Genomic DNA, 24,133 nt, shown 5'->3' on the forward strand with positions numbered 1-24,133 from the left:
TTTCAGATTAAGTGATTTTTTCTTAATGTAAAATTTACATAAGACTTGCAGTAAATAAAGAAGGTGATTAGTATTACCTAATCACCTTCTTCTTTTTCTTATATTAAAATATTGTTGTTTAGAATGTATAGTTTAAAGTAAGTCTTAAGTCAGAGCCGGCTTTATATGAAGTTACAGTTACATCACCAACCGCACTTTTTCCTGGTACCTCTCCTTGCTCTTGGACGCGCTCAAAGGTTGGGTTTAAAATGTTATTGTATATAAGTCCTAATTTTAAATTTTTAGTTAAGCTTGTATTTAAAATAAAATCTAATTTATTTACTGCTTTATCAACCTGGTTACCTATGAGAGAGGTTCCTATTACGGCCAATTTATCAGAAAAATAAGAATAAGATACTGTCGCTGTTATATCATTGTATTCTGTAAACTCTTTTAAAAATGATAGGTTGGCGTTAGCAAGAAAAGTAGAAGCTCCTGACAATTTACTTTCTGTAAAAGTGAAATTAGCTCCAAATTTATTTTCCCTGTTTACTTTTTCGTTACTTAAATCCTGATTACTATAAAGATAAGATCCATTTACATCAAACGAAAGTTTTGTTTTTAGGCTATTAGCATTTTCGATTGTAAAAATATCTTTTCTAAGTTCTAATTCAACTCCTGCTACAGTTGCTTTTTCGCCTGTATTAGCGTAAGTAATATCATTTGAAGAAGAGTTTTCGAACATTTCGTTGATAGGATTTTGAATAATTTTACCAAATGCAGTTACAGAAATCAATTCTCCAGATTTTGGAAAATACTCCCATCCTAAATCGGCATTGTAGTTTGTCGAAGGATATAAGTCTGGATTTCCTCTGTATGCTTGCGTAACATCCTCATAAATGATAGGTACTTTTTCTTTAAACTGAGGAAGTGTATACGTTTTGCTGGCAGAGAATTTTAAGTTTTGTTTGTCGTTTAACGTATATTTCGAGATTAAACTTGGTAAAATATTAAACTTAGAATAGTCAGAGTCGCCTCCGTCAGGAAGTGTGGTTGTAATGTAGAAAACATCTTGAGTCAATTGCTCTAACCTTGCTCCTAAAATTATACTTAATCTTTCAGTAAGGGAGTATTGAATAGTAGCGAATGCACCATGCGTATCTAAATTACCATTGTATAATTGACGTATTCTGTTAGATGAAGACGATCCAAAGTTTGCAGCATTTAGATAGTTGTCAGTATTTTGAATGTCTTCTACAGGAAAAGATATTGTTGTTCTGTTTGGGAAAAATGAATATTGCTCCATTGTATAATCCAGTTTTTTCATTTTACCAGAATAACCAAAAGTAGCTTTTCCTTTGTATCCGTCATCTTCATTTTTTTTGTTGAAATTATAAGAAAGAGCAACATTTGCAGCAAACTCATTTTCTTTCAGATCCTGAAAAAACCTGTGATTATTGATGTTTGAGTTGATGAAGAAAGTATAGTCTATCCCGTTAGGAGCATGAACAAAAGTATTTTGCATACGATCCGGAATTGCACTGTTTGAAGTACTGTAGCCCGCAGCCCAATTTAAATTCCATTGGTCGTTAAATTTGTTTTTACCTGTTAATTGATTTACAATTAATTGTGTTCTTTCGAATGTTCCACGTTTGATAAATCCGCTTGTTTGCTGAAGCTCAGTATCACCACCGCCATCAAAATCCTGATTAGTTCCTTCGTATTCACTATAATCCTGATCACTTGAGTTCAAGAATAATGAAGTAAACATTATAGAATTTTTGTTGTTAATTTTGTAGTCAGCAGTAGCCATTACAGTTGTAGTGGTGCCATGTTTATATGCTTTTCTATACAAATTGCTGTTTATATTCCCATTAGCAGTAATAGATCCTCCTCTGCTGTAGCCTTCAGTAAATCGGTTTCTTGCGCTAAAAGATCCTGTAACAAAAGTACCTATTGAACTTTCATCGTTTATGGTAAATCTTTTTCCTGCAGATAATGTGTAGAAAGCATTTAATACATTCTTGTTTTCTTGTCTGTCCCAGCTGGTAGAGTAATTGTACGGCTTTAATGGCGAGTCAGGAACGTTTACTGTTTTAAATCCAGTATAAGAAGGTCCGTCTTGTAGATAAAAATGATCCTCACCCAAAACATTTGTATTAGCCCCTGTACCAATTGAAAAACTAACAAAAGGCTTGCCGCTGAATTTTTTTGCGGTAATGTCAATATTTGCACCTCCAAAATCGGCATAATTTTGAGCCTCAAATGTTTTGCTCACTCCAATATTGTCAACAATATTAGTTGTAAAAATATCTAGAAGGATGTTTTTATTTGCAGGATTATTTGATGGTAATGGAAGTCCGTTTAAAGTTGTGACATTATAACGATCTCCTAATCCTCTTACGAAAACATTTCCGGAGTCATCTTGTTTTGATACTCCACTAATTTTAGATACTGCATTTGCAACATCATTAATTCCTTTTCTGGATATTTCTTCGGCACCTATGGCAGCTTTAAAAGCAACTGCGTTTTTTTGGTCTAATAATAATGCTGATTCTTTTTGTTTATTTCCTGCTGTAGATTTTACAACAACATCTTTCAATGTATAGCCACCTGAAGAAAGCACCTGGTCTACAGTAATAGTTTCATTTGCTTTAACAGTAACTGGTTTTTCTACAGATTCGTAACCAACAAAACTAAAAATTATGATGTAGTTTCCCGGATTTACATTTAATGAATATTTTCCGTCAATGTCAGTGTTTGCGCTAATGTTTGTTCCCTTAATTAAAACATTTGCAAATGGTAATGCTTGATTATTAGATTCCTTGTCGGTTAATACCCCAGAAATCGTACCTTTGTTCTGAGCGACCGAAATCGTGCAGATAAATAATGTGATTAATAGAAATTTAAGATTGAATTTCATTTGAGTTGTGTTTAATTTATTTTTTTGCAAAGAAAGAACCGCCCTGTAAAGTTCATGTTACGCACTTGTTATGTTTTTGTGTGCTGTAGATTATCAAATTGTTACCAGATTAAATTACCGTTAACAGGGATTTTTGGCTGTTGATTTATTATTATATTTACCATCGCAATTAAAAACCATCAGATTTTCAAAAATAAAATTTGATGAGAAAACTCAATTTTTGCTACTTTATGAAAAAAACACAAACCAAGATCTTATTAGTTGATGATGAACCGGATATCCTTGAAATCGTTGGCTATAACCTTGCTCAGGAAGGCTACCAGATTGTAACTGCCTCAAATGGAAAAGACGCTATCGCAAAAGCTCAGAAAGAATTACCGGATTTAATTATTATGGATGTGATGATGGCTGAAATGGACGGAATGGAAGCTTGCGAACACATTAGAAAAATACCAGAATTAAATAATGTAATCATAACATTTTTAACGGCAAGAAGCGAAGATTATTCTCAAGTGGCTGGTTTTGATGCAGGTGCAGATGATTACATCACCAAACCTATAAAACCAAAATTATTGGTAAGCAAAGTAAAGGCTTTGTTAAGAAGGTTAAAAGAACAAGAAGTTGTTAGTGATACCTTAAATGTTGGCGGAATTGAGATTAACCGTGAAGAATATAAGATTATCAAAGGTAATGTAGAGATCGCTTTACCAAGAAAAGAATTCGAATTGTTTTATTTATTAGCATCAAAACCAGGTAAAGTTTTTAAAAGAGATGAAATTCTTGATAAAGTCTGGGGTAATGAAGTTGTTGTTGGAGGAAGAACAATCGATGTGCATATCAGAAAGTTACGAGAAAAGATCGGAGAAGATCTTTTTAAAACCATAAAAGGTGTTGGTTATAAATTTGAAGTTTAAATTTTTTAAGAAACTAAGGTGCTGAGATACTAAGCCGCTAAGGCTTCTGGTGTAATTTGGAATTTTAGTTAAGATTTAAACGAATTCAAATTATTTTAAAAACATTCCATAAATTTAAACCATATAAGAAATTGAAGTTCATTACATTTATTTGAACTTCAATTTCTTATATGGTTTTTGAGTTAAGCTTAATTTTTCCTAATCTCTTAATGATTAAAACTATCAATGAAAATTAATTTTAAAAAAACATACAAATTTGCTATAAAGTCGGCATTATACATAAGCCTTTTTACAACTGGATTTGTAATGATGCTGATGTCTTTGTTTTATAAAAATCAGCTAAAACATCAAATTGCATTTGCCTTAATTTTTATTATCTCCGTTTATATTTTCTCCTTTTTGGTTTTACAATATCGTGTAGAGCGCTTTATATACAGAAGAGTTAAAAAAATATACGATGAGGTTTCTTTATTAGAATCAACTACACTTATCAATCAGCCCATCACCACAGATATGGAAACGCTTTCACGTGAAGTGAAAAAGTTTGCCACCGATAAAAAACTGGAAATAGAAATGCTCGAAATTCGGGAACAATACCGTAGGGAGTTTCTGGGTAATGTTTCCCATGAACTTAAAACACCTTTGTTTACGGTTCAGGGTTATGTTTCAACTTTGCTGGATGGTGCCATGGACGATAAAAATATCCGTAAAAAATATCTCAAACGTGCCGAAAAAGGGGTAGAGCGCCTGATCTATATCGTGGAAGACCTTGACATGATTACCAAACTCGAATCGGGTGATTTGGATTTACTGATTACCGATTTTGATATCGTAGAACTGATTGAAAATGTTTTCGATTTATTAGAGATGAAAGCTGATAAAAAGAAAATCAAATTGGCTTTTGAAAGTAAAAACATTAAATCACTTTTTGTTCGGGGAGACCAGGACAGAATTCAACAGGTCCTTGAAAACCTGATTGTTAACTCTATCAAATACGGTAAAGATGAAGGTTTAACGGAAGTTGGTGTAGTCAACCTAACAAAGAAAAAAGTATTGATTCGTATTAGTGATAATGGAGAAGGAGTTGAAAAACAAAATATCCCAAGACTTTTTGAGCGTTTTTACAGAGTTGATAAAAGTGGAACACGCTCTGAAGGTGGCTCCGGACTTGGATTGGCAATTGTAAAACATATTATTGAAGCGCATAAAGAGAAAGTATATGTAGAAAGTGAGTTCGGAATTGGTTCTGAGTTTTCATTTACACTGGAAAAAGCGCATAAAACACAAAAAGCTGAGGTTAATTTATTGTAAGTTTTATTTTTACAAACCGCCATATAGCCTAATCCGGAAAGCTTCGTTATAATTACCTAACAATTTAGAAACAAATCTTCTTATTATAGTAACACCTTGTTAATGATTTCTTAACATTGGTGATACATCTTTGCACCTTGAAATGTAGTGCATTAGAAAAAAGATGATAAAAAGAAAAATAATTGCAGTTTTATTGCTGATTGGTTCGGTAGCAAATGCACAGGATTTAAAAAAGGAGGATGTAAAAAAAGAAGTAATTCGTCTTCTCGATTCTATAAACAAAGCAAAACTTCCCGATACAAAATCCGGAGTCAGTAATGACGAACATTGGTACGACAGAATCTCACTTCGAGGTTATGCTCAAATAAGATACAATGGTTTGTTTTCTACAAATGATAAAGTTTCCTGCGATCAATGCGATAAATCATGGGGAACAACGTCTACAGATCCGGATGCAAAAGCAAATAATGGTCTTTTTATCAGACGTGCGCGTTTGGTATTCTCAGGACAGGTTCATCCAAATGTGTTTTTCTACTTTCAGCCCGATTTTGCGAGTTCACCTAGCACCGGAATTCAGAACTTTGTTCAGATCAGGGATTTGTATTTTGATCTTTCTTTTGATAAGAAAAAAGAATATCGCCTTCGTGTGGGACAAAGTAAAATTCCTTACGGATTCGAAAACATGCAGTCAAGTTCCCAGCGTTTGACTTTAGACCGGGCCGATGGTATAAACAGTTCAATAGCAAATGAACGTGATTTAGGAATGTTCTTTTACTGGGCACCAGCCGAAATCAGAGAACGTTTTGAAATGCTGGTTAAAGACGGATACAAAGGTTCGGGCGATTTTGGTGTATTTGCCTTAGGAGTTTATAATGGACAGATTGCAAATAAAATAGACGGAAACAGAGACCTGAATGTTGTGGCAAGAGTTACCTATCCATTTGTAATTGGTAATCAGATTATTGAACCGGGGATTCAGGCCTATACCGGAAAATGGGCATTCACAGGTGAAATTTCATCCGGCGTAATTGTTAATGATCCGCAATATATAAAAGACCAGAGAGTAGGAGCAACCTTTGTTTTGTATCCAAAACCTTTCGGAATTCAAACGGAATATAATATCGGAACCGGACCACGCTACAATACGGTAACAAAAACCGTTGATGTAACAGATTTAGATGGAGGCTATGTTTTATTGAATTACAAATGGGACCTGAAAAAACAACGTTTGTATCCTTTTGCAAAATTCCAGTATTATGACGGAGGAAAAAAATATGAAAAAGATGCCAGGAGCTATGTCGTCAGAGATTACGAATTTGGAGTAGAGTGGCAGCCATTACAGGCTTTTGAACTTACGGCAGAATATGTTATTGCGGACAGAACCTTTGAAGACAGTGCCCTTCCCATCAACAGACAGCAAGGGAACTTATTGAGATTACAAGCGCAATTTAATTTCTAAACCTTATCTTCGAATATAGAAAATAACGAATCCCAGTCGATGTTATTTTTAAATTGAGCGAAACCTTTAAACGATTTTACTTTTGAAAGATCTTCAATTGTAAAGTCGTTTTGCGTTGCATAAGGCACTAAGTTTTCGTCCTGAAGTTTTATGGCCAGGTATTCCTGCTCGTATTGCCCCGGAGTTGGAATGAAAAAAGCTTTTTTTCCCAATTTCGCCAAATCCATAACGGTTGTATATCCCGAACGGCACAGCACTAATTCACTTTCATTAAAAGTCTGTTCCAGCTGCTTGGAGTTCATGAAATTGTAATAGGTCACGTCTCCAATTTCCTCTTTTGTTTGTGTTTTCTCGACAACCCCTTTTACAAAAACGACCTTTCCATCAAAACGTTTCACTTCTTCCTGTAACTTTTCATCTAAATAAGTACGCTGAGGTTCCGGTCCCGAAAGAATCACCATCAGGTCATATACTTTAGGGGTATCTTTTTGGCGCATCCTGCTTAATGGCCCTATATATTTCAAATTTAGTTCATTCGTTTTAAGATGTCCGAGATCACCCGTTAGATTTACGGTGTCATTCGTATCGGGAACCCAGCATTCCGAATATTTTTTTATGATATGCTGATGGCATTTACTTGTAAACCAGGTTGTGTTTCCGGTCATTACATTCAGTTGATGTGTCATAAAGACAGATGGAATCTTTCTGCTGAAAACGCCCAGCCTGTTGTCTGAGATGATTCCGTCAATTCCGTGTTTTTTAATCAGTGACTTCACCATTTTCTTCTCATCTAAAATTGCCGTAATCATTTTAGGTAAATTTTTAATCAGTTTCCATTTGAAGTTTTTACCATTTTTAGCATATTCGATATGGTAAGAAGGTAATTCTAATGTTTCTATGTATGGGAATTCTTTACGTAATAAAGCCAATGCAACTCCATCGGAAGCTATTATTGGGATGTACTTGTTTTCCTGGAGCGCTTTTATGATAGGGATACATCTTGTCGCATGTCCTAAACCCCAGTTTAATGGAGCTACTAAAATAGTTTTGTTCGCAGAATATTCAATGCTCATGGTTTAACGCTTTTTGAAACGAAGATAGATAAATATGTTTTTTGTGTTATTTCAGGCGTATTACTAAATTATTAACTCTATAATTCAAGTGAAGCCTCATTTTTCAGTTAAAAGGGATAAATAATGGCAGAATTTAGAGGACAAGGTTATTTATATGTTAACTGCCGATTTGATTTTGAAACGTTTGGACATAAAAAAGGAACCATTTAAATAGTTCCTTTTTCTATAGAAGTAAAATTATATTTAGTCCTGAATGTACGTTTTGTTGCCGTTTGAGTTAATGTAATATTTACCGCCTCTTGGTCCTGTGTATACTTTTTTACCATTGTACTCTCCGGTAATTTTATCTGCAACTTTTGGTGCCTTTTCGTTGGTTTCTTTTAATGTTTTAGCAGCCGTTTTTTTCGTTGCCGTACCATCTTTTTTCACCGCTTTGACTTTGGCATCGGTTTTAGCTTCTGTTTTTTTCAAGTCCGCTTTCGTGCTTTCTTCCTTTGCAGTTTTTTTGGCTTTTGCAGCATCGCTTTTTGTTTTTGCAGCATCAGCTTTGGCTTTTGTTGATGCGTCAGTAGCTTTGTCTGCTGCTTTTTTTGCTTTTGCGGCTTCTTTCCTGGCATCTGCCGATGCCTGGTCTGCAGTTGCTTTTTTAGCTTTGGCGGTTTCTTTTTTAGCGTCTGCTACTTCTTTATCAGCAGCTGCTTTTTTCTTTTTAGCAGCCGTTTCACTTTTTGCTTTAGCCGTTTTTGTGGTTTCCTGAGCGTAAAAATTTCCAGACAAAATCAACATGAAGCAGAATAAGAATAATTTTTTCATAAGTTAAGGTGTTAGAATTTCAATTAAAATTAATCAATTTATGTGAATGTTTCCCGTAAAGTGTTAAAAATAAGCGCGAAGCTGAATATTTCCGGTATGAATGGTATTTCCGGTTTCGCTTTTACGGCCCTGATAGTTTAAATTGACATCCAGAAATTGGGTTATGTTTTTCTGCAAAAGAAGTTTCCAGACTAAATTCTGCCCCGCCTGAAGCCCTTCTAACATTTGAAATCCAACCGATGAAAACTCATTTCCCGTAAATTTATTTTCATAAAATGAAAACTCTCCGCTTATAGTTACTTTTTTTTCACCGGCATAAGAAAAGGAAGTTCCGATTCGGTTTTGAGCTAAAGTTTCTAAGTTTCCGGTCTGATTTTTTTTGTTTTGTAATTCATAAAAGAAATCCAGGCTGGTATTTTTCGAAAACAAATAGCTGATTTTCGGGGCAATCTGATAGCCTTCCAAATCATAATTTTTTTCTGTAAAGTCTTCAGAAACTAAGGTGGTTTTGATTGTTTTGGTAAACCAGTTAAGCAACCAGCTTTTTTGATATAAATGCGTGTATTGCAGTTGATGGGAATTATTCTTCACTTCTTGCGAACCAATCGAAAGTAAATTTTTTCCTTTATTCATAAGGTAAGAATAGGTTATCGAATGGTTTTGTTTTCCCCGATTATAATAAAGGCTGTTTCTGAAACTGGAATTTAATCCCAGCATATTTTCATCAGAAGAATTAAACGGATTGACTTCAAAATGACCACCGTCATTTTTTACTTTTCGATCCATGATAAAAGAAGTCTGGTTGTAAAAATAAGACGCCAGCTTTTTAAAACCTTTTTCGTTTTGCCATTGCAGCGGATTCAGAGTCACTGATTGCGAGAACTTATTCTGATTGGTTTTGATGTAAATCTGATTCGGTAAAAAGATGCGTATAAATTTGGCCTGATCCGGAAAAGGAGCAATTTCAAACTCTTCCAATTCCTGAATTCCGTTGCCATTATAATCGTTCCAGGTATAAACTCCCTGTCCGGTTGGAACTTCTACATACGTGAATTCCTGTTGGGCAATAGTTCCGGAACTGGTTTCGTAAGCCGTTCCGATTTGCATCAACTGATTGAAAAAACGATCATTGTAGAGAATTCTGGAATTTAGTGAAGGTTCACTTTTGCGGGAGGGATCTGTAAAATATAAAGTCCTGTAACTCGCATAAACTGCTAAATCTGTTTTTTTGTTCTGAATTAATTTCGATTTCAAAACATACATTTTCGAATCATTCACATGCTGCAGGAAACCATTTTGTAAACTGTCATTACGGCGCTGTAAATAGCCCAGTTCTACAAAAACTTTTGTACTGTCGCCTCGTCCAACAAAAACGCCATATTCCGAAAATCTCTGGCTCAGCGTCGAAAACTGATTGGAGACTTTGTCTTTTTCCTGATTATCTTCGATCTGAACACTTCCGCCAACCCAGTTTTTCCCAAAATGATATTTGGTTTTCGTAAGGTTTCTGATAAATTTAGAACTTGAAGTGGTGGCATCAGAATTCAGGAAACTACCCCGATTTTCAATTGTCCATTTGTTCAGCTTAAAGAAAGCATTGGCCGTATGGCGTGACCCGGAATAGCTCTCCGTAAAATCTAATTTTTCGAATTGATATGTAAACAAACCAATATTTGTTGTTTCTTTTTTAGAGAATAAATCAAAATTCAACCCTGTAACCAGCAGACTCTGATTGCCTAAAAGTGTCGAATTTAAGTTCCAGTCCCGATTGAATTCAATATTATACAAACGCTCTACAGATTTGAAATCTTCCTGTACAAACTGATAATTGGCAAAAGCATCCAATGTCCAGTCTCTGGTAAAAAGACGTTTTTTGATATTCGTTTTTACAGCAACACCTTCGTTATTAGAATCATCAATAGTTGAAAACAGGTTTTTATCGTTATTACTTATGGCAATTTCAAAATCTGCCAGCGTTTTTTCATCCGGATTGTATTTCCCTAAAAACGTAGCCACCTGAATTTTCATGGGAGCAGTCAGTTTTACAATCGGTTCATAATTTCCCTGCAAAACACCATTTACGGAAGGAACATATTCGTAAATACGCTCGACCGAATTATTGTTCTGAATGACATAATTCCCAAGATTATTTCCGACAAGACTGAACTTTACATTGTATAAAACATCCGTTGAATTATTCGAATATTCATAAACGTCAAGACCGTTAAGAATTATTTTTTTGTATAAAATTTTATTGTCGGCATAAGCATCTTCGTAAGCAGACGGAGCCGTCATCAGGTTCTGATCGTCTCCGGCCTGGCCAAGAATCCGGACTTGTTCTGTCGAAAGATTTTGTTGTAAAGGCTGATTTTTCAAATCGCTTTCAGAATATAAATAACCTCCAAAACTCCAGTTTTTATTTTCATGGGTTCCTCCGGCATAAGTCACTAAGCGATTGTAATTTCGATCTGAATATTGGTATTCAATATTGATACGCATTTCTGATGTAATTGTAAAAAGCGACGTGAAAACAATTTCACCCGCATTATAATCAATTACATAATCATTGTTTTCGCCGCGTTTCAGTAAAACACCATTTACATAGACACGTTCCGAACCCGAAATAACCAGAACATACAACTCTCCATTTTGTCCTTTTAATTTATACGGCCCCTGATTGCCTTCCTGGCCCACAAAAGTACTTTTGGCGTATTGCCCTTTCACAAAAGCAACCGATGCAAAAATATTGGTTTTGCTTTCTTCGGTATCAAAATCAAAGCTTGCGGCGATTCCCTGAACTTTTTTATTGAAGCTTAAAAATTGTGTTTTCCTGTTTTCTAAAAAGACATCACCGGCCCGAATGTTCCAGTCATCGCTGAAAAGTTCCATGAAAATATTATCAAACTGATCCAGTTTTTGAGAATAGCCGCCATCCTGCAACGGAATATTACTGTCCTGAAGCGAGGCTCTTAAACTTACTTTGTCGGATATTTTTCCTGTGATTTGTAAATCTAAATTAGAGTTTAAAACGGTATTCTGATTATTTCCGACGGTGACGCCCCGTGTTATGCTTCCTGAGGTATTTAATCCGTCAAACGGAATGACTTTTTTGGTTGAATTCTCAATTTTATACAATTTATCGGTCGTAACATCATTGCTCACGACCTGACTTTCGTTATACAAACTATATTCTTTGGTTAGAAAATCGGGATAGTTTAGATAATTTACGATTAAGGTATCGGAATATGAAGTGAAGTTTTCCTTTAGGATTAAACTTCCTTTGGCAAAATCTATCTTGTAAAAAGTGGAATCAACCGGTTCGTTTTTTGAATTTAAAAGTTGAAAGAAGCCCGAATTGATGCTGAATTTTTCCAGTTGAATCGTGTCTTTTGAAACTGCTATTTTTTTTGTTTTGTACAGTGAATTGCTTTCCTGAGCTTGAAGCCCGGAATAAAAAACAAACACCATCAAAAAAAGTAATTTTTTCAACATAAAGACTTTAACTGCAAAAAGTCAAAAGTAGTATTTAATAGTGGTAAAATGAAAAGGCAGTTTGCTAAAACAAAAAAGGCTTTAATTTGGAATGAAATCTGATTTTGCTATTCTTTTCTCCAGTAGGCATTATAAAACTGGCTATATAGTAACCTGAAAGTTTCCTTTTGTTTTTTTAATAATTCGGTTTACGAATAATTTCTTGTAAAGAACATTATCGTAACCACCCAAAGCAGTAATATGTGTACATAACTATAACCTACTATTTTTATACCCTTATCGGTATTGGTGTTTGTTAACTGACCAATCTGGTATCCTAAATTAATAATATAGGCTAATTCAAATAAGTTTAAAATCTGAAAGGGATAAATAAACCATAGTTCGAGTTCTTCGTATCGTACCATGTTTAATGCTGATAAAGGATAAAAATTCTGAATTTCTTTTAAAGAGTAGCTGGTCTGGAAAAAGTAAAACCAGATAATTTTGAAAACAGGAACAAGTAAAAAGATAAATTCTGCTTTTATCACAATGTTCCAAAGGCCACTAAACTTTAAATCTCTATCAGAGAAAAACAAACCAATATAGAGTATAGTAGCAATTAGGATAGTTTTGATTAACAGAATAACCGGAATAGCCACATATCCAATCCATTGCCATTTTTTTTGAAAGCCGATGAAATTTTCAATTTGTTTTGAGGTGAGCCGCTCTGAAAGTGAATTGTAAAGTAAATCATCAAAATGGATGGTTCTTTTAAAAATTTCTGCTATTAAAATGGAAGCAATAGAAAGTATTAACCATTTTATCAATGGAAATTTCATAAGTATAAAGTTATAGATTTAATAGATCAAATATTACAAGTAGTATTTGAAGAATAGCTTTTATCATGATTTATTCTTAGGATATTTGATCCCCCATCGCAGTAGGATAAGACTAATAATAGCCCAAATAATAGCAAAATACATTCTTGGATCATATTTATGAGCTATTATCTGTGTTATAGAAAAAGTATCTCCATTAAAAAAAAATAACCAAAACATTATAAGGATGTAAATAGAGCTAATAATATAGTTATTAATAAAAAGGAGTTTTTTTATATTGTTGGGTTTCATAAGTTATTCTATAAAATTTATCAATCTCATTATTTAAGGTATCATAATCAATAGCTTTCACAAATTTTTACTGCATGATTACGGGATGTGATGTAGATTTAATTAAATAAAAAATTTTTTTTTTTAGAAATTATCTGGTATATTTTGTTAAGAGATAAATAGTTGCGATTATAGTTAATATAAATAATATTGAGTTAGGATTTGCGAAATTTATGGTCCATCCTAACTGTTTTATTCTTTTAGGTGGAAATAATCTTTTATCTTTTGGATTGTAATAAAAAATTCTCCATTTCCAGTTTTTTGGATCATGATGCCATTCGTTTTTGGTTTCTTTACTTGGTTTATTATTTGTTGCCATAATTTAAAACTTTAAGTTTTGTTTTTAGAATTTTAATAATATAATTTTCACTGTCTAAATAAAGAATGAGTGCGGAAGTCATGGAGAAAAAGAATGTTATTAAACCGTGTGATTTAACTTATAAAGTTTGAGAAATACGATCTATGAAAAGAACTATCAGTCAATGCTTTTAACAAAGCTCAATACAATTAAAATAAGTGTCGGCGATTATGTTCATTGCCTCTCCATGTATATAATTTAATTCTCTGAGACAGTCAAAGTATTGCTCAATGGTATTTAAAGCTGAGGGAGGTAAAAATAGATCTACACCTTCAATGTATGATTCAAGTATTGCATAGTCTCCCTGATTATTATTGACAAATGGAGTGCATTCCTGAGCTGTCGCATAAAAAAAATATTCCTGTAAAGCATTTATATTGTAGGTATATTCATCATGACATGAATATTGACATTCTCTTTTTTGCGCTTTGGATGTCGGTATTAATAAAATTAATAAACCTATTGTTGTGATAATCTTTTTCATTTTTTAGTTTATTAGATCTTTTTTAACTGTATTTCTTTTCTTCCTAATAACAATTGTTTCATTCTTTCATCTCCGATCTGGGATCGTCGGTTTTTTATGAAAAAGGAATAAAATTTCTTCTTGTTGACTTTCAGTTCGGGGTATTTTTGAAAAAGTTTTTCTTCAGCTGCTTTGAAAGCAATTAAATTGCGGATTCTTTTTCCAAAATCAACGTATCCTGCTTTTTCCTTGGCTTTCGCATAATCATTGAAACTTTTAAATTTATTTAGTTCTAAGTCTTTTTTGAATTTTTTATCTGAGATTTGATTTACATTGTCTCTGGGATATTTTATCATGTCTTCTAAGTACTTGCTATAGGCCTTATCCATTGACTCAAATAGTGGATCTTTTGTTAATTCTTGAGAGATTTCTCCGTTTTTGTTAATCACTTCATCCCTTGTACAGGATAAAAAAGTAAGAAATGATATCAGGACTACTATCAGTGATTTAATGTTGATTTTCATAAGAAAGCGGGTTTATTATTACAAATTGTTGAACTTTCACTCAACAAATTTATACTACTTTTCAAAAGAGTCTTATTCGAAAATCGGTTATTTAAAACCTGAATCCGAATAATTATAAAACATTTCTTATGTTTATATTTGTAAAAATGTGAATTATGAATAAAATTATAGGAAATAAGCTAAAAATATTGCGTCAGTCTAAAAATCTGTCACAAGAGCAATTGGCAGATTTTTTACATATATCATTATCTGCCTATGCAAGAATGGAAAGAGGGGAAAGTACTTCATGGGCAAGTCATTTTAATCGAATTTGTGAGGTCTTCGAAATTACTCCTGAGGAATTAGTTAAGAATGAGGGAGTTCTAAATGAAAAAGAAGATTTTGTAAATATTGAATACGAAACTCAAAGCGCACTGCTCAACGCCTATAGAAAAATATTAGAAAAGTATGAAGGGCAAATTATCGTGTTAAAAGCAATAATCGAAGATTTAAAAAGAAGCAAGGAATAAACAGTACAAAAAAAAGGTTCCACCGTTAAGTGAAACCTTTTGAATAGGCTGAATTTATATAATTAACTTTATAAAGAAAGCTTAATTGATTTCCTTAGTAACAATCTGCATCGTCTCACGGCTTACCTGTTTCAGTAAAACCGCTTTATTTTCTTCGACAGTTTGCGCCGCTTGTTCGGTGAAATGACGAATGGTATATAAAGTAACATTCTCGTTATAATCTACTTTGAATTTCTTCGAAAGAATTGCATTCAGCTCATTAAAATTCCCAAATTTATCTTCTACACAAACAGAAAAACTAATCGCAGAATTCTGGATTAAGTTTACCTTGATTTTGAATTCGTGGAATAAAGCAAAAATCTCGCTGATGTTTTCCTCCATAATAAAAGAGAAATCAATCGAGGAAAGCGAAATCAGAAGCTGGTTTCTTTTTACTATAAAGCACGGATATTGCGGTTCTAAATCAACTCCTTTTGATACGCAGGTCCCTTTTAGTAAAGGATTGATAAACGATTTAACGTACAACGGAATTTCTTTTTTCTGCAATGGCTGTAAGGTTTTCGGGTGAATTACCGTTGCGCCGTAAAAAGCCAATTCGATAGCTTCACGGTACGAAATCTGATTCAGTAAGCTTGCATTTTCAAAATAACGCGGATCGGCATTCATAACGCCGGGAACATCTTTCCAGATCGTTACACTTTCGGCATTCAGGCAATAAGCAAAAATTCCTGCGGTGTAATCTGAACCTTCACGACCTAAAGTGGTGGTGAAATTATTCTCGTCAGCACCCAAAAATCCCTGAGTGATGTTCAATATTTTTCGCGGTACATTTTTGCTTATATTTTTTTGGGTTGCCTCCCAGTCCACTTCAGCGTCACGGTAGTTGGAATCGGTTTTTATAAATTCACGAACATCCAGCCATTGTGTTTTGATGCCCATAAAATTCATGAAATGACTCAAAATCGTAGTCGAAATCAATTCTCCGAAACTTACCACCTGATCATAAACAAAATTGTAGTTTGGGGATTTATTATGTGCTAAAAAATATTCCAAATCAGAAAATTGTGCTGTTACAGCTGCAAAAACATCGTGTTTTTCATCTTCGAATAAGTCCAGTAATATTTGATTGTGGTATTTTTTTATTTCCTGTACAGATGAATTCAATTCCTCTGATTTATCAAAGTAATTTTTGATCACCACTTCAAGTGCGTTGGTAGTTTTTCCCATTGCCGAAACAACCAGAATCACATCTTCATAACCCACTTTTTGTAAAACGTCATATACGTTTTTAATTCCGTCGGCATCTTTTACGGATGCTCCTCCAAATTTAAATACTCTCATTCTTAATTTTAGATTTTTAATTTTAGATTTCAGATTGAAATGAAATCTGGTACTTTATTATTTTTCTGCCACAGATAATATCAATTAGAAAGTATTTTTTAATCTCTTTAATTCTGTAATCTGTGGCTGTCTTTTTCTGTTTTTTATAAATTCCAATTGCATTGGATCGTAGAGACGCACAGCAATGCGTCTTTTTGCTACAGATTAATGATTTCGTTGGTTTTTCTAGCCACGAATTTTAACGAATTAATTCGTGCCAATTTTTGAAATTCGCGGCAAACTCAGGCAGATTTTAAAATTATTTTAATCTTAATAATCTGTGGCAAACTATTTTTTTACAATTTTTCCAGGAAAGAATTAATTCCCGCTTCGTCCATTTGAACTACTTGCCAGTCTTCAAGAATTCTTGCGCCGGAATTCTCGTAAAATTTCACCGCTGGCGTATTCCAGGCCAGCACATTCCATTCGATTCTTCTTACGTTGTCTTTCTTTCCCTGTTTCATGATTTCAGCGTATAGGGCAGATCCTACACCGGAACCGCGCATTTTATCCTTTACAATTAAATCTTCTAGGTGAATCGTTTTTCCTTTCCAGGTAGAATAACGGTAATAATATAAGGCTATTCCAACAATTTCTTCCTTTTCCTCTGCTACAAATACATGAAATAACGGTTTCTCGCCAAAACCGTCACGCAGTAAATCATTTACTGTTATTACGACTGCATCGGGTTCTTTTTCGAATATTGCCAGCTCCTGTATTAATCCTAAAACCGATTCCATGTCTTCCGGATTTCCTTTTCTAATATTCATATATTCTTATTATTAAGCGTTTATTGGCTAAAATAGTATGGTTTTAATACTCAATTTTTGCTTTTGATTACCAAATGTACAATAGTAGCAAACTAACGAAATAATTTTTAAACCATTCTCACAAAAAAAACGATATTTGTGACTTAAAATTAAAACTACAACGATTTAGTAATGGAAGAACGCAATAAAACACTAGGAGAGTTTATTATTGAGAACCAAAAAGCATTTCAATACTCATCAGGAGAGTTATCCCGAATTATCAACTCTATACGTTTGGCGGCGAAAGTTGTAAACTATAAAGTAAACAAAGCAGGTTTGGTGGATATCATTGGCGCAGCAGGCGAGCAAAATATTCAGGGAGAAGATCAGCAAAAGTTAGATGTCTATGCAAACGAAGTATTTATCCAGACGTTAATAAACCGTGAGATTGTCTGTGGTATTGCTTCTGAAGAAAACGACGATTTTATTACTGTTCAGGGGAGCGACAACAGTCATAATAATAAGTACGTGATCTTAATGGACCCTTTAGACGGATCTTCAAACATTGATGTCAATGTTTCTTTGGGAACGATCTTCTCTGTTTTCAGAAGAATTACGCCAATTGGAACTCCGGTGACCAGCGAAGATTTTCTGCAGCCGGGCGTAAATCAGGTTGCAGCCGGATATGTGATTTACGGAACATCAACGATGTTAGTCTACACAACAGGTCATGGCGTAAACGGATTTACTTTAAATCCTGCTATCGGAACATTTTACCTTTCACATCCTAATATGAAATTTCCGCGTGACGGAAATATCTATTCGGTAAACGAAGGTAATTATGTGCATTTCCCGCAGGGCGTAAAAAACTACATCAAATATTGTCAGAGAGAAGAAGAAGACAGACCGTATACTTCCCGATATATCGGAAGCCTGGTGTCTGATTTTCATCGAAATATGATCAAAGGCGGGATTTATTTGTATCCAACCAGTTCAAAAGCACCCAAAGGAAAATTACGTTTGTTATATGAATGTAATCCAATGGCGTTTATTGCAGAACAGGCGGGAGGAAAAGCAACAGATGGTTTCGGAAGAATTATGGAAATCCAGCCAACTGAACTGCACCAGAGAGTTCCTTTCTTCTGCGGAAGTTATAATATGGTTGAAAAAGCCGAACAGTTTATGGCAGAGGCTAAGTAGGTCTCAGTCTCAGTTTTCAGTAACAGTTACCAAACCCGACAGGTTTTTAAATCCTGCCGGGTTTATGGATATAAAAAGTAAACCCGACAAATCTAAGATCTGTCGGGTTTCTATTGTAAGTATTAGTTTTTAGTGGCAATTTGGAACTGTAAGCTGCGACTGTAAACTGAATACTTTCTATTTATGCATATGTTGCATTTCGTAAACAAAAGTATCACCGTCTACTTTTTTATCAACTAATGATAATGCTTTTGCAATAATATAGTTTACGTTGCTTGGGGTAAAACCTAAAGCAATACCTAATTTTCTTAACATTACTTCTTGTTGGTCTTCAAGGTGGTGATCAACGTGTACCATTCTTGTCAGATCATATAAACGCTCTAAACGCTGTACGTGTAAATAAGGTGGATTAATTGGATATTTTAATGGGTCGTTAAGAATTTCTTCGTATTCAGTTTCTGAAATCTCTAAACGTGCAGCTAATTTATCTAAGAATTTTTTTTCCTCGGGATGTACAATTCCATCGGCTAATGCTACACGAACAATAGCTGAAAAGTGACCTTTGTTTCTTTGTTTGAATTCGCTATCAAATAAATCTGAAAATGACATAATTATGTTTTTTTATGGTGCAAAGATAATTTTTATTTTAAATTATTAATTTTAAAGTTCTCATAAAATTTAACTTATTTTTCTTCGTTGTTTTAAGGCAGGGTTTTCTTGAATTTTCAAAATTAATCGTAAGTTTACAACCCCTTAATCAATTAATACCAGTACCTATATGTCACAATTTTGGATTTATTTTCAAATAGGATTAAAGCATGTTTTAGACATTCATGCCTATGATCACGTTCTTTTTTTAATCGCATTGACAGTTCCTTACACTTTCAAAGACTGGAAACGCATTTTACTTCTGGTGTCTGTCTTTACCATTGGTCATACGGTTGCTTTGGTTCTTTCTGTTTTTGGAATTATAGCGGTAAAAGTAAATATTGTAGAGCTTTTAATTCCGATTACCATTCTGATAACGGCTTTATATCATTTGTTTACAGCAGGCAAGGCTTCTAAAAATGATGGACTGAATCTGATCTTTTTTGTAACCTTATTTTTTGGAATTATACACGGACTTGGATTTTCAAATTATTTCAAGACTATATTAGGAGGGAGTGCAACCTCAAAATTACTACCTTTGGGAGAATTTGCATTAGGAATTGAAGTAGCGCAGCTGGTAGTAGTATTTGTGGCTTTATTATTTTCATATATAGTGCAGACCGTTTTTCGTTTTTCTAAACGTGATTGGGCACTTGTAATGTCGGCTTTTATCATTGGAGTTGTCATTCCTATGATTATTGAAAGCCCTATTTGGAACAGATAAAATAAATGGAATTAAATAAAATAAATAAATACGATAAAGCGTATTTGCGAATTGCCAAAGAATGGAGTTTGCTTTCTTATTGTAAACGGAAACAGGTAGGCGCCATTATCGTAAAAGACCGAATGATTATTTCTGATGGTTATAATGGAACACCCTCCGGATTTGAGAATTGCTGTGAAGACGAAGACGGATTAACGCGCTGGGATGTTTTACACGCCGAGGCAAATGCAATCCTGAAAGTAGCAAGATCAACACAATCGTGTGAAGGAGCGACTTTGTATATTACACTTTCACCCTGTAAAGAGTGCAGTAAATTAATACATCAGTCAGGGATAAAAAGAGTCGTGTATCAGAATGGATACAGAGACGATTCGGGAATTCAGTTTTTAATAAAAGCAGGCATTGAAGTATCACATATTCCCGATCTAGAAGAGTAAATGAAATTAAACTCAAAATATTTACCCCTTGTCATAGGAGCCGTTTTTGCTCTTGGCACAGTCCTCGGAAGCCTGATGAATGCTCCCGTTGACGATCAGCTTTTGGCTAAAAATTACTCCAAGACAAAACTGAACAAACTCATTGATTTTATTAATAACGAATACGTGGACAGCGTCAATACGGATTCGATTGTAAATTTGACAGTAGACAATATACTGTCTAAATTAGATCCGCATTCCGTTTATATTCCACCTACAGAACAGGCAGAGGTTGCCGAAAGTATGAAAGGGGACTTCGTAGGAATCGGAATCAATTTTTACATGTACAAAGATTCGGTTGCAATCATAAGGCCTGTTGAAAATGGTCCTTCGGCGAAAGCTGGATTGAAATCCGGAGACCGAATTTTATTTGCCGGAAAAACCAAATTGTTCGGCAGGAAATTACCTTCAGACAGCCTGTTCTCCAGATTAAAAGGAATAAAAGGTTCTGAAATAGAACTTACTGTTTTTAGAAAATCAGAACAGAAGAAACTGAAGTTTAAAATTAAAAGAGATATTATTCCGATAAAGAGCGTTGATGCGTCTTTATTATTAGGGAATAATACGGGTTACATAAAAATAAACCGTTTTGCGGAAACCACATATAAGGAATTCAAAACAGGTTTAACCCGTTTGCAAAAAAAAGGAATGCAGTCGTTGATTATTGACCTTCGTGATAATGGAGGAGGCTACATGGAAGAGGCTGTTGCTATTGCAGATGAATTTCTAAAAGACAAACAACTGATCGTTTTTACCAAAAGCAAGAATGGAACTACCGATAAAACCTATGCGAATAAAGGCGGAAGTTTTGAAAACGGAAAAGTATATGTCCTGATTAATGAAAACAGTGCATCGGCAAGTGAAATCCTGGCCGGAGCGCTTCAGGATAACGACCGCGGAACTATTGTAGGACGCCGTTCTTTTGGAAAAGGACTCGTGCAGCGAGAAATGGATTTCAACGACGGATCAGCGGTAAGACTGACCGTTGCGAGATACTACACCCCAACCGGAAGATCGATTCAGAAACCGTATAAAAAAGGGAACGAAGAATATTATAAAGAATCTGAAGACCGCATTAAATCAGGGGAACTTTATGCAAAAGACAGCATAAAAGTAGCGGATTCGCTAAAATTTAAAACGCCAAAAGGAAAAATTGTCTACGGCGGAGGCGGAATCGTTCCGGATGTTTTTGTGCCAATCGAAGCAGAACACGGAAATGAAAATGTGGCTTATTTGATGCAGACCGGAATTGTGGGGCATTTTGTTTTTGAAGAGCTGGACAAAAACAGAAATGCATTTGACGGACTTCATTTTAGTGAATTTCAGGCTAAGATGAAAAACTCGGATGAGTATTTCAAAAAATTCAGGAACTATATTTTAATGACCGGTTTAGACTTGAAATTAGATAAAACCAAAGCTTTGGTTAATCGCTATATCAATGCTGAATTTGCCAGACAATTGTATGGTGAATTGTATTACTACGATGTAATCCTGAAAGAGGATGCGATGGTTAAAGCAGTTTTGAATCCAAAAAAGTAATTTAAACTTTTTTATAATGGAAAAAAGCAACGTTGTAAATGCAGAAATAGAACTTCTTACTGCAATTAAATATGCAGACGTTTCAGTATTGGAAAAAATGCTGCATGATGATTTACTTTTTAACTTACCCGACGGGCAAACGATCACCAAAGAATTTGATCTGAATGCGTATCGGTCCGGTAAAATGAAAATTGATTTAATTGAAACCTCAGATCAAATCATCAATTGTATTGGAGATACAGCGATTGTGAGTGTTACGGTTTTATTAAAAGGCAATTACGATAATAATCGGATAGACACAGCTCTCCGTTATATTCGCGTTTGGAAACAATTTGACGAAGGACTGAAAGTAATTGCAGGCAGTTGTGCGGAACTGAAATAAAAACTACAGCAAATAATAATAATTTTTTAAAACAGAATGTAACAAATTTTGCTTAACAGTAGCGAATTTTACAGTTAAAATAATAATTATAATATGAAAAATCTAAAAAGAATAAGTGCTCTGATTGTTTTAATGGCTTTTGTGATTTCTTGTGCTTGCATGAAAGATAAAAACACCATTTCAGGAAAAGTAGAATCTGTTGAATTTGGTAAGGACGGTTACACGGCTAAAATTAATACAGATAAGAATGAGGTTTATTTTGCAACCATCAGTATTGTAAATGTTGGCGGACCGGAGCATTATAAACTATTAAAACAAGGCGATGAGGTTTCTTTAAAAGGAGAATTCTGGAAAACAGATACGGAGAAACATATCAAGGTAAAAGAGATTGTTTCAGTGAAGTAAAACCTTAGAATTTTAAAAAAAAAACCATTAAGAGATTAAGAAAAATTAAGCTTTAAAACTTAACGACCTTAATCTCTTAATGGTTTTTAAATATATAAGTTATCGAATACTGTCGTGTGCATGAGTCTGCACACCATTGTTCCATAAAGTAAGAATGTCTGTTGCTACAGCCGCGCCACTTCCGGCAGCAATTGCCAGTTGGCTTCTCCAGCCAGCCAGAGTTCCAATCACATAAATACCATCTGCTACTTTATGATCGTCATTTTTAAGCTGAATACGCTGCTTTTCCGGTAATGCTTTTTTATGAGGTTCAATATAGTGCATTAAACCTTCAATGTCAAAAGTATTGGCAGAACCAATTCCGATAACGATGCTTTTAGTCTGATAAGAGTTTTTGTTAGTAGTAACGGTAAATTCAGGAAAGGATCCTTCTACTTTGATTACTTTTTCATTCGCGATCTGCGTAATATGCGGATACGTTAATGCCAGATCCTGTGTGCTTTCAGAAAGTAATTCCGAACCCAGTTTGCCTGGTGTTATACCGTAAGCATTGTAGAAAATAGCCTCCTGTAAAGAAGAATTTTTCTGGTGGGTAAAAATCCCGATTTTTTTATCGCTTGCAAAAGTTTTGTTTTTGGCTGAACCTAAAACGAGAGCACAGGACATGCCTGAAACGCCTCCGCCGATAATTAAAGTGTCAAACATATTATCGACCGTTGGTTTTTTCTTCGATCTTTTTCGAAATTCTAAAAATCAAAAGAATCAAAACGGCGCAAAAGGAAGCAGCTATTCCAATAAAAGCTACTGCACTGTCCCCCTGAAAAGGGTTTTTGAAGTCTAGCAACGTAATATTAAAAACAATTAAAGCTAATGCTAAAAGCACTAAGATTGAAGTGAAGATTTTCATATGGCTGTTTGTTTGTCTAAAATAGTAAAGTAAAATTCTCCGGCAGGGATTACCGCAAAATTGAATTTTTTAAATTTTATGAGGTAAATTTATAAAAATATCTGTTAGACAAACAAACCTTTAACATTAGCAGCGAATAATTTAACAGCAATCGCTAAAAGTATTACTCCAAATGTCTTGCGAACTACGCCAAGTCCGTTTTCTCCTAATAAAGTTTCGATTTTTTTAGATGATTTCAAAACTACATAGACCAGAATAATGTTCAGTAAAATAGCAATGATAATATTAATGGTGTGAAACTGGGAGCGAAGGGAAAGTAAAGTGGTCATGGTTCCTGCTCCGGCAATTAACGGAAACGCTAACGGAACTATAGAAGCTGATCCCGGTTCTTCATCGCGATATATTCTAATTCCTAAAATCATTTCCAAAGCCAGGAAAAATAAAACAAACGAACCGGCAACGGCAAACGAATGTACGTCGATCCCGATCAGGGTTAAGAAACCTTCTCCGACAAAAAGAAAAACAATCATGATCAGTCCGGCAACAATTGAAGCTTTTTCAGAATCGATGTGGCCAACCTTTGCTCTTAGATTTACGATGATAGGAATAGATCCCACGATATCAATTACCGCAAAAAGTACCATCCCGACAGTGATAATTTCCTTAAAATCAATTTCTAACATACTTTTTTCTATTTAGTGTTTAAAGATGTGCAAAGGTAGATAATAAAGTTAGGGCTTTTTTTGATAAAATCAGA

Annotated in this window: 24 protein-coding genes; 10 read left to right on the forward strand and 14 right to left on the reverse strand. The window is 34.3% G+C overall.

Features of this window, described 5'->3' with window-relative positions; translation table 11 throughout:
- Positions 1-118: 118 nt before the first annotated feature.
- On the reverse strand, positions 119-2,902 hold the full coding sequence (locus HAV12_RS03035) for a TonB-dependent receptor (protein ID WP_171568410.1): 2,784 nt from the start codon (positions 2,900-2,902) through the stop codon (positions 119-121).
- A 230-nt stretch (positions 2,903-3,132) separates the two neighbouring features.
- Here HAV12_RS03035 and HAV12_RS03040 point away from each other — a divergent pair, with 230 nt between their 5' ends.
- The 3 genes from HAV12_RS03040 (at position 3,133) to HAV12_RS03050 (ending at position 6,586) form a co-directional block, all read left to right on the forward strand.
- On the forward strand, positions 3,133-3,816 hold the full coding sequence (locus HAV12_RS03040; RefSeq protein WP_026983516.1) for a response regulator transcription factor: 684 nt from the start codon (positions 3,133-3,135) through the stop codon (positions 3,814-3,816).
- A gap of 225 nt (positions 3,817-4,041) precedes the next feature.
- On the forward strand, positions 4,042-5,127 hold the full coding sequence (locus HAV12_RS03045) for a cell wall metabolism sensor histidine kinase WalK (protein ID WP_171568411.1): 1,086 nt from the start codon (positions 4,042-4,044) through the stop codon (positions 5,125-5,127).
- 163 nt (positions 5,128-5,290) lie between these two features.
- Positions 5,291-6,586 carry a porin gene (locus tag HAV12_RS03050; protein ID WP_171568412.1) on the forward strand — a complete coding sequence of 432 codons (1,296 nt, stop codon included), beginning with the start codon at positions 5,291-5,293 and terminating at the stop codon, positions 6,584-6,586.
- Here the strand turns inward: HAV12_RS03050 and HAV12_RS03055 are convergent.
- The 7 genes from HAV12_RS03055 to HAV12_RS03085 form a co-directional block, all read right to left on the reverse strand.
- A complete protein-coding gene (locus HAV12_RS03055) occupies positions 6,583-7,659 on the reverse strand; it encodes a glycosyltransferase (RefSeq protein WP_171568413.1) in 1,077 nt (358 codons plus the stop codon). The two genes, HAV12_RS03050 and HAV12_RS03055, sit on opposite strands and share 4 nt — an antisense overlap.
- 243 nt (positions 7,660-7,902) lie before the next feature.
- The gene (locus HAV12_RS03060) at positions 7,903-8,472 is read right to left on the reverse strand and encodes a hypothetical protein (RefSeq protein ID WP_171568414.1); all 570 of its coding nucleotides are present in this window, start codon (positions 8,470-8,472) and stop codon (positions 7,903-7,905) included.
- A gap of 63 nt (positions 8,473-8,535) precedes the next feature.
- The gene (locus HAV12_RS03065) at positions 8,536-11,964 is read right to left on the reverse strand and encodes a hypothetical protein (RefSeq protein ID WP_171568415.1); all 3,429 of its coding nucleotides are present in this window, start codon (positions 11,962-11,964) and stop codon (positions 8,536-8,538) included.
- Between the two features lie 188 nt (positions 11,965-12,152).
- Positions 12,153-12,782 (reverse strand): hypothetical protein, encoded by a 630-nt coding sequence (locus HAV12_RS03070; protein ID WP_171568416.1) that lies wholly within the window; start codon positions 12,780-12,782, stop codon positions 12,153-12,155.
- 421 nt (positions 12,783-13,203) lie between these two features.
- On the reverse strand, positions 13,204-13,431 hold the full coding sequence (locus HAV12_RS03075) for a DUF5808 domain-containing protein (RefSeq protein WP_171568417.1): 228 nt from the start codon (positions 13,429-13,431) through the stop codon (positions 13,204-13,206).
- Between the two features lie 169 nt (positions 13,432-13,600).
- Positions 13,601-13,954, reverse strand: coding sequence for a hypothetical protein (locus HAV12_RS03080; RefSeq protein ID WP_171568418.1), 354 nt, complete (start codon positions 13,952-13,954; stop codon positions 13,601-13,603).
- Positions 13,955-13,965: 11 nt separating this feature from the next.
- Positions 13,966-14,457 (reverse strand): hypothetical protein, encoded by a 492-nt coding sequence (locus HAV12_RS03085; protein ID WP_171568419.1) that lies wholly within the window; start codon positions 14,455-14,457, stop codon positions 13,966-13,968.
- A 155-nt stretch (positions 14,458-14,612) separates the two neighbouring features.
- Here HAV12_RS03085 and HAV12_RS03090 point away from each other — a divergent pair, with 155 nt between their 5' ends.
- Positions 14,613-14,966 carry a helix-turn-helix domain-containing protein gene (locus HAV12_RS03090; protein ID WP_171568420.1) on the forward strand — a complete coding sequence of 118 codons (354 nt, stop codon included), beginning with the start codon at positions 14,613-14,615 and terminating at the stop codon, positions 14,964-14,966.
- An 81-nt stretch (positions 14,967-15,047) separates the two neighbouring features.
- On the opposite strand, the gene HAV12_RS03095 is transcribed toward HAV12_RS03090, so the two are convergent.
- Positions 15,048-16,307 carry an aspartate kinase gene (locus tag HAV12_RS03095; RefSeq protein ID WP_171568421.1) on the reverse strand — a complete coding sequence of 420 codons (1,260 nt, stop codon included), beginning with the start codon at positions 16,305-16,307 and terminating at the stop codon, positions 15,048-15,050.
- A gap of 335 nt (positions 16,308-16,642) precedes the next feature.
- Positions 16,643-17,116 carry a GNAT family N-acetyltransferase gene (locus HAV12_RS03100; protein WP_171568422.1) on the reverse strand — a complete coding sequence of 158 codons (474 nt, stop codon included), beginning with the start codon at positions 17,114-17,116 and terminating at the stop codon, positions 16,643-16,645.
- Positions 17,117-17,287: 171 nt separating this feature from the next.
- Between HAV12_RS03100 and fbp the strand changes: the two genes are divergently transcribed.
- Positions 17,288-18,295 carry a class 1 fructose-bisphosphatase gene (fbp, locus tag HAV12_RS03105; protein WP_132037375.1) on the forward strand — a complete coding sequence of 336 codons (1,008 nt, stop codon included), beginning with the start codon at positions 17,288-17,290 and terminating at the stop codon, positions 18,293-18,295.
- A 177-nt stretch (positions 18,296-18,472) separates the two neighbouring features.
- Here fbp and HAV12_RS03110 read toward each other — a convergent pair whose 3' ends face one another.
- Positions 18,473-18,904, reverse strand: coding sequence for a TerB family tellurite resistance protein (locus HAV12_RS03110; protein WP_132037376.1), 432 nt, complete (start codon positions 18,902-18,904; stop codon positions 18,473-18,475).
- Positions 18,905-19,073: 169 nt separating this feature from the next.
- On the opposite strand from HAV12_RS03110, the gene HAV12_RS03115 reads away from it, so the two are divergent.
- From HAV12_RS03115 to HAV12_RS03135, 5 genes are all read left to right on the forward strand, one after another.
- Complete coding sequence (locus HAV12_RS03115) at positions 19,074-19,667, forward strand: HupE/UreJ family protein (protein ID WP_171568423.1); 594 nt, start codon at positions 19,074-19,076, stop codon at positions 19,665-19,667.
- A 5-nt stretch (positions 19,668-19,672) separates the two neighbouring features.
- Entirely contained in the window at positions 19,673-20,104 is a 432-nt protein-coding gene (locus tag HAV12_RS03120; protein WP_171568424.1) for a dCMP deaminase family protein, read from the forward strand.
- Positions 20,105-21,682, forward strand: coding sequence for a S41 family peptidase (locus tag HAV12_RS03125; protein ID WP_171568425.1), 1,578 nt, complete (start codon positions 20,105-20,107; stop codon positions 21,680-21,682).
- A 16-nt stretch (positions 21,683-21,698) separates the two neighbouring features.
- Positions 21,699-22,064, forward strand: a complete 366-nt coding sequence (locus HAV12_RS03130) for a nuclear transport factor 2 family protein (protein WP_171568426.1) — start codon at positions 21,699-21,701, stop codon at positions 22,062-22,064.
- 93 nt (positions 22,065-22,157) lie between these two features.
- Positions 22,158-22,469 (forward strand): hypothetical protein, encoded by a 312-nt coding sequence (locus HAV12_RS03135; protein ID WP_171568427.1) that lies wholly within the window; start codon positions 22,158-22,160, stop codon positions 22,467-22,469.
- Positions 22,470-22,568: 99 nt separating this feature from the next.
- On the opposite strand, the gene HAV12_RS03140 is transcribed toward HAV12_RS03135, so the two are convergent.
- From HAV12_RS03140 to HAV12_RS03150, 3 genes are all read right to left on the reverse strand, one after another.
- Entirely contained in the window at positions 22,569-23,174 is a 606-nt protein-coding gene (locus tag HAV12_RS03140; protein WP_171568428.1) for an FAD-dependent oxidoreductase, read from the reverse strand.
- A gap of 1 nt (position 23,175) precedes the next feature.
- Entirely contained in the window at positions 23,176-23,376 is a 201-nt protein-coding gene (locus HAV12_RS03145; RefSeq protein ID WP_047778985.1) for a hypothetical protein, read from the reverse strand.
- A 104-nt stretch (positions 23,377-23,480) separates the two neighbouring features.
- On the reverse strand, positions 23,481-24,059 hold the full coding sequence (locus tag HAV12_RS03150) for a MarC family protein (RefSeq protein WP_132037383.1): 579 nt from the start codon (positions 24,057-24,059) through the stop codon (positions 23,481-23,483).
- Positions 24,060-24,133 lie beyond the last annotated feature (74 nt).

The organism is Flavobacterium sp. CLA17, assembly GCF_013112255.2.
Lineage (GTDB): Bacteria > Bacteroidota > Bacteroidia > Flavobacteriales > Flavobacteriaceae > Flavobacterium > Flavobacterium circumlabens.

What these genes read in the sequence shown, in the direction of transcription:
- HAV12_RS03035 (WP_171568410.1), bottom strand. Translation starts at nt 2,902, where the DNA reads ATGAAATTCAATCTTAAATTTCTATTAATCACATTATTTATCTGCACG.
- HAV12_RS03040 (WP_026983516.1), top strand. Translation starts at nt 3,133, where the DNA reads ATGAAAAAAACACAAACCAAGATCTTATTAGTTGATGATGAACCGGAT.
- HAV12_RS03045 (WP_171568411.1), top strand. Translation starts at nt 4,042, where the DNA reads ATGAAAATTAATTTTAAAAAAACATACAAATTTGCTATAAAGTCGGCA.
- HAV12_RS03050 (WP_171568412.1), top strand. Translation starts at nt 5,291, where the DNA reads ATGATAAAAAGAAAAATAATTGCAGTTTTATTGCTGATTGGTTCGGTA.
- HAV12_RS03055 (WP_171568413.1), bottom strand. Translation starts at nt 7,659, where the DNA reads ATGAGCATTGAATATTCTGCGAACAAAACTATTTTAGTAGCTCCATTA.
- HAV12_RS03060 (WP_171568414.1), bottom strand. Translation starts at nt 8,472, where the DNA reads ATGAAAAAATTATTCTTATTCTGCTTCATGTTGATTTTGTCTGGAAAT.
- HAV12_RS03065 (WP_171568415.1), bottom strand. Translation starts at nt 11,964, where the DNA reads ATGTTGAAAAAATTACTTTTTTTGATGGTGTTTGTTTTTTATTCCGGG.
- HAV12_RS03070 (WP_171568416.1), bottom strand. Translation starts at nt 12,782, where the DNA reads ATGAAATTTCCATTGATAAAATGGTTAATACTTTCTATTGCTTCCATT.
- HAV12_RS03075 (WP_171568417.1), bottom strand. Translation starts at nt 13,431, where the DNA reads ATGGCAACAAATAATAAACCAAGTAAAGAAACCAAAAACGAATGGCAT.
- HAV12_RS03080 (WP_171568418.1), bottom strand. Translation starts at nt 13,954, where the DNA reads ATGAAAAAGATTATCACAACAATAGGTTTATTAATTTTATTAATACCG.
- HAV12_RS03085 (WP_171568419.1), bottom strand. Translation starts at nt 14,457, where the DNA reads ATGAAAATCAACATTAAATCACTGATAGTAGTCCTGATATCATTTCTT.
- HAV12_RS03090 (WP_171568420.1), top strand. Translation starts at nt 14,613, where the DNA reads ATGAATAAAATTATAGGAAATAAGCTAAAAATATTGCGTCAGTCTAAA.
- HAV12_RS03095 (WP_171568421.1), bottom strand. Translation starts at nt 16,307, where the DNA reads ATGAGAGTATTTAAATTTGGAGGAGCATCCGTAAAAGATGCCGACGGA.
- HAV12_RS03100 (WP_171568422.1), bottom strand. Translation starts at nt 17,116, where the DNA reads ATGAATATTAGAAAAGGAAATCCGGAAGACATGGAATCGGTTTTAGGA.
- fbp (WP_132037375.1), top strand. Translation starts at nt 17,288, where the DNA reads ATGGAAGAACGCAATAAAACACTAGGAGAGTTTATTATTGAGAACCAA.
- HAV12_RS03110 (WP_132037376.1), bottom strand. Translation starts at nt 18,904, where the DNA reads ATGTCATTTTCAGATTTATTTGATAGCGAATTCAAACAAAGAAACAAA.
- HAV12_RS03115 (WP_171568423.1), top strand. Translation starts at nt 19,074, where the DNA reads ATGTCACAATTTTGGATTTATTTTCAAATAGGATTAAAGCATGTTTTA.
- HAV12_RS03120 (WP_171568424.1), top strand. Translation starts at nt 19,673, where the DNA reads ATGGAATTAAATAAAATAAATAAATACGATAAAGCGTATTTGCGAATT.
- HAV12_RS03125 (WP_171568425.1), top strand. Translation starts at nt 20,105, where the DNA reads ATGAAATTAAACTCAAAATATTTACCCCTTGTCATAGGAGCCGTTTTT.
- HAV12_RS03130 (WP_171568426.1), top strand. Translation starts at nt 21,699, where the DNA reads ATGGAAAAAAGCAACGTTGTAAATGCAGAAATAGAACTTCTTACTGCA.
- HAV12_RS03135 (WP_171568427.1), top strand. Translation starts at nt 22,158, where the DNA reads ATGAAAAATCTAAAAAGAATAAGTGCTCTGATTGTTTTAATGGCTTTT.
- HAV12_RS03140 (WP_171568428.1), bottom strand. Translation starts at nt 23,174, where the DNA reads ATGTTTGACACTTTAATTATCGGCGGAGGCGTTTCAGGCATGTCCTGT.
- HAV12_RS03145 (WP_047778985.1), bottom strand. Translation starts at nt 23,376, where the DNA reads ATGAAAATCTTCACTTCAATCTTAGTGCTTTTAGCATTAGCTTTAATT.
- HAV12_RS03150 (WP_132037383.1), bottom strand. Translation starts at nt 24,059, where the DNA reads ATGTTAGAAATTGATTTTAAGGAAATTATCACTGTCGGGATGGTACTT.